The sequence below is a fragment of the Flexivirga caeni genome (assembly GCF_003724155.1).
Lineage (GTDB): Bacteria > Actinomycetota > Actinomycetes > Actinomycetales > Dermatophilaceae > Flexivirga > Flexivirga caeni.
The window spans coordinates 1-3,804 of the sequence record NZ_RJJQ01000040.1 but is presented as its reverse complement, the minus strand read 5'-3'; the positions used below and the strand labels follow the sequence as shown (position 1 = coordinate 3,804).

At 65.8% G+C, this 3,804-nt stretch carries 5 protein-coding genes; 1 reads left to right on the top strand and 4 read right to left on the bottom strand.

Translation table 11 applies throughout. The annotated features are described in order from the left end of the window. Window positions 1–125: 125 nt before the first annotated feature. From EFY87_RS21080 to EFY87_RS19845, 3 genes are all read right to left on the bottom strand, one after another. Complete coding sequence (locus EFY87_RS21080; protein ID WP_245988788.1) at window positions 126–488, bottom strand: tyrosine-type recombinase/integrase; 363 nt, start codon at window positions 486–488, stop codon at window positions 126–128. A 23-nt stretch (window positions 489–511) separates the two neighbouring features. Next, on the bottom strand, window positions 512–1,222 hold the full coding sequence (locus tag EFY87_RS21075) for a site-specific integrase (protein ID WP_245988786.1): 711 nt from the start codon (window positions 1,220–1,222) through the stop codon (window positions 512–514). 440 nt (window positions 1,223–1,662) lie between these two features. Next, window positions 1,663–1,863, bottom strand: coding sequence for a hypothetical protein (locus EFY87_RS19845; protein ID WP_123273218.1), 201 nt, complete (start codon window positions 1,861–1,863; stop codon window positions 1,663–1,665). On the opposite strand from EFY87_RS19845, the gene EFY87_RS19840 reads away from it, so the two are divergent. Beyond that, complete coding sequence (locus tag EFY87_RS19840; RefSeq protein ID WP_342769151.1) at window positions 1,785–2,735, top strand: MFS transporter; 951 nt, start codon at window positions 1,785–1,787, stop codon at window positions 2,733–2,735. The genes EFY87_RS19845 and EFY87_RS19840 overlap by 79 nt on opposite strands. Before the next feature lie 506 nt (window positions 2,736–3,241). Here EFY87_RS19840 and EFY87_RS19835 read toward each other — a convergent pair. Continuing rightward, window positions 3,242–3,691, bottom strand: coding sequence for a GNAT family N-acetyltransferase (locus EFY87_RS19835; protein ID WP_245988785.1), 450 nt, complete (start codon window positions 3,689–3,691; stop codon window positions 3,242–3,244). Between the last annotated feature and the right edge of the window lie 113 nt (window positions 3,692–3,804).

Sequence of the window (3,804 nt, the reverse complement as noted above, 5' to 3'; positions counted from 1 at the left end):
GCCCGAACCACGAAAAATACTGCGAACACGCAGAACCCGACATCAGAACCACACCCGCGGCCGAAGCCAATCAGCTACTCGCGGATCTGGGTCAGATAGCCGCCAGGTGTAGTCGACTTTGCGCTTCATGATGATCCGTCCTCGGTCGTGCGTGCCATTGCTTCCTTCACCGTACGGTCGAGTGCGGCGCGCAGCGTGGAGCGTCGGAACTCATCGGACACGAATTGATAGATGCCGGTCGTAGATGCGTATTCGTGCCCCATCTGGTCCTGCACGAAGCGTGGATCCCAGCCTGCTTCGAGCAGGTGCGTCGCGTAGGAGCGTCGGAAGGAGTGCAGGTCCAGGCCGTCGGAGAGGCCGAGTTCCTCGCAGTATCGGCGCACGCGGCGGATCAGCGTTGACTCGACGACAAGGCCGCGACGTTCACTGGGGAACAGGTCGAGCGTGCCAGGTTCGCGGCGGCCGTTGGCGAGCCAGTCTTCGACCACGCCGGGTGTCCAGCGCCAGACGGTCAGGACGCTGCGAGGTTTTGTGCGGTGAGCCTCGTCGGGCTTTGCCGTAGCGGATTTTGCAGTCCGAACTCCCGGGCATGTGGGTTGCGTGCGAAGTCGACCGTGTGCAGGTGGCGCAGCTCGTTGAAGCGGAGCCCGTAGGCGTAGGCGACCTTCATCATCACGGCGTCGCGGTAGGCGGCCTGCCACCCTTTGCGGCCCGACTTGCCAATCCTTTCGACCTCGTCGTCAGCGTGATCGAACAGCGCACTGGTCTCCTCGCGGGTGTACGGGCGCTTGGTCGGTTGCGCGTCGCACTCCTGGACGTGGCCGGCGGTGTTCCAGTCGAAGAACACCTGAGCCGGATGCGTGCCGAAGTACTTCTCGCAGATGCGGTCCCAGCCATAGTTGGGGCTGCTGATGTAGCTGGTGAACGCGCGCAATGCCGAGTGGTAGCTGCGCAGCGTGGAGTGGGCGATGTGTTTGACGGTCCGCAGGTCGGCGGAGAATTCCTCGACCATGGCCAGGGTCCAGTTCCAGGGGTCCTCGTTGACGTGGTCGACGAAGCGCTGCACCAGACGGATTTTCGGGTCAATCGTGGCGAACTGCAGGTTCCCGGCGAGCTGCTGGTTGCGCCACCCGTCCAGCATCATCGTGAGCACTTGCTCGTCGGGCCGGAGGACCGGCATCGACTGCACCAGGTGGACCCGTCCCGCGTCGTCTATCTGCATCGAAGCCCTCGCAAATCCGGTTACATCCAGTGATTCAATGATGCATCAGATGAGAACAGCACGCATTCACGCAGGTCAGCGGCGTGTCACGACAACGCACGGCGTGACGTCAGCTCAAGAAATCGCTGCCAGCATCGATTCACCGTCCACCTACAGCTATTCGTGCAGGTCAGCGACCTGCCGCCGATCTTGCATGGGGTAGTGGTGGAGGGTCAGACGGATGATTCATCTGATGCAATACGCAGGGTAGTGCTTGACATAATATAGATTATCGGCCAGTAAACAACGGGAGTTGAAGTAGATGCGACTACTCCCGTCCCTCGACGCGGACAGCGTTCCTGCAGGCCAAAGGACACATGGCGATCGACGGGCAGCGACACGCCGGTTCAACATCGTGGAGCGAAACAGGTAGCACGAAGTAGCGGGCTCGAGCGCGGCCGTCAGCTGAAAGCCGGAAGCAGATCGCCCACGGGGCCGATCCCGTCCGGAAGAGACAATCGTCCAGTGCCCATCAGCACCGCCTCCTCGTCGCCCCACACCCCCGGAAGCGGCTGCGCGATCAATGCTTCGATCGTCAGCCGAGCCAGCCTCAGGGCATCGGCAGGCGCGGGTCCATCGGACAGCAGGTCGAGGTGGTGCACGACGTCACGAGCGGCAGCGGGTGTACGGGCTCTCGTTCGCGTTGATGAATCTCGGCATCGGCGTCGGCGGTTTGGTCAGCGGGTTCATCGCCAACGTACGCGACCCGGGCTCGTTCCGGGCGCTCTACCTCGTCGACGGCGTCTCCTGGGCGCTGCCGGTCCTGGTGCTGCTCACGATCCCGCACATCGGACGGCAGCTCTCCCGCGGCGACGGCGGCACCGGCTCGGCCGGCGGCTATCGCGAGGTCTTCGCCAACCGCGCGTTCCGCCGGCTGTTCGCGTTCTCGCTGCTGCTGACGGCTTGCGGGTACGCGCAGTTCGAGGTCGGGCTCCCCGCGTTCGCGACGGGCGTGTCGCACGTCTCGACGCGGGTGGTCGCGTGGGGACTGGTCGCGAACACGGTCGTGATCACCTGCACCCAGACCTTTGTCAGCTCCCGGCTGCACGGGCGCTCGCGCAGCCGCGCCCTCGCGGTCGCCGGGCTGGTCGTCGCCTTGTCGTGGCTGCTCCTCGGGGCGGGCGGCGCGGCGCGGAGCTTGGGTCCGACGCCGGTGCTGGCCACCTTCGCGTGCGCGGCGGTGTTTGCGGTGGCCGAGACGCTGTTCTCGCCGATGCTGCCCGCGCTCACCAACGCCCTCGCGAACGACGAGCTGCGCGCCCGCTACAACTCCATCGGCTCCTTGGTCTTCGGCGTCACGTCGATCGTCGGGCCGCTCACCGCGGCGCCGCTGATCGGGAACGGGCTCGGCGGCGTGTGGGTGGGCCTGGTCGTCGTCGGCGGGCTCTGCGCCGCGGCGCTGGCACTGTCGTTGCGGGGGCTGCTCACACCGGACCAAGACGGGCGACCGGTCCCCGAGACCGTCGACGACTAGCTCCCCTCCTCCCCCCCAGTAAGGTCGCGGCGAGGCCCGTCGAGGCCGGCACAGCACGCCAGGCAGCAGCCGATCGAGACCGACACCTGCGTGCCACACTCCAAGGACGGACCGCCGCACGCGACCTCCGCCGAGACGGTCCCGACCTCGGGCTGTGAACCTCGGCCCCTGCCGCCACAGTCAGCGACCCATCGTGGCCCCGCGGGTCAATTTCACCGCGAAGGCAAACGGACGAGATACATCTACGTCCGCAGCCTCACGGCGGCTCGACTGCCGTCTCAACGCCCGTCGAGCCGCCAAGTACGCTCCACCGCACCGCCACGTGGCCACCTACCCGCGCGACCTCTCAGTGCAGGATGTTTTCTAATGTGAACACAATGCCGGCAAATATCTACATTGAGCCGAGGCGCCGCGCGGCGCGTCCGGCGACCGCGGAGCCCCGCCGGACGGCACCCGATAAGCGCTGCGCGATCCCATCGATCGGCACGTACGTCAGTTCGGCTGGCTCACGGACAGGGCTGTGTCGTGTCGAGATGGATCCAGCTGTCCGGCACCAGGTCGGGCTGCCCGGGGACGGGTCGGTGCTCGTGCCACCAATCCGGGTCGAGCCCCTCTGCAACATGCCGCCAGAACTGGGCGGCGGCTGTGTTCTCGTCCTGATAGGCAACGCTCCACCGCCCTGGGTGCGAGTCGATGACCGCGGTCGCCAACATGGCACCGACGCCCTCCCGTCGGGCCGGAATCACCACGAAAAAGCTGCTCAGCACGTGCCGTGGTTCGTCGAGGGCTCGGGCGACTGCGAACGCCACCGGGTGCGGACCGGCTGTCAGCTGCCATGAGCACCAGCCCGGTCTGCCGGCAAGAGCGTTCTCAAGGCGTCCTGCGCGATATCGGCCATAGGAGTCCGGAAGCGTCCCGGTGAAGGCGGACATCTCGTGCCGGAAGAGCGTCCACAAGCGACGGACTGCTTCGTGGTCGGAATTTGTCAAGATGTTTGGGGCCAGCGGTTCTTAAGCAGCTGGTTGTTGGTCCTCCTGTTCTTCCTCGGGTGGTTTGTTGATCCAGGCGT

Bases quoted from the DNA above. Each gene is read 5' to 3' on its own strand.
- EFY87_RS21075 (WP_245988786.1), bottom strand. From the start codon at position 1,222: ATGCAGATAGACGACGCGGGACGGGTCCACCTGGTGCAGTCGATGCCG.
- EFY87_RS19840 (WP_342769151.1), top strand. From the start codon at position 1,785: ATGCTTCGATCGTCAGCCGAGCCAGCCTCAGGGCATCGGCAGGCGCGG.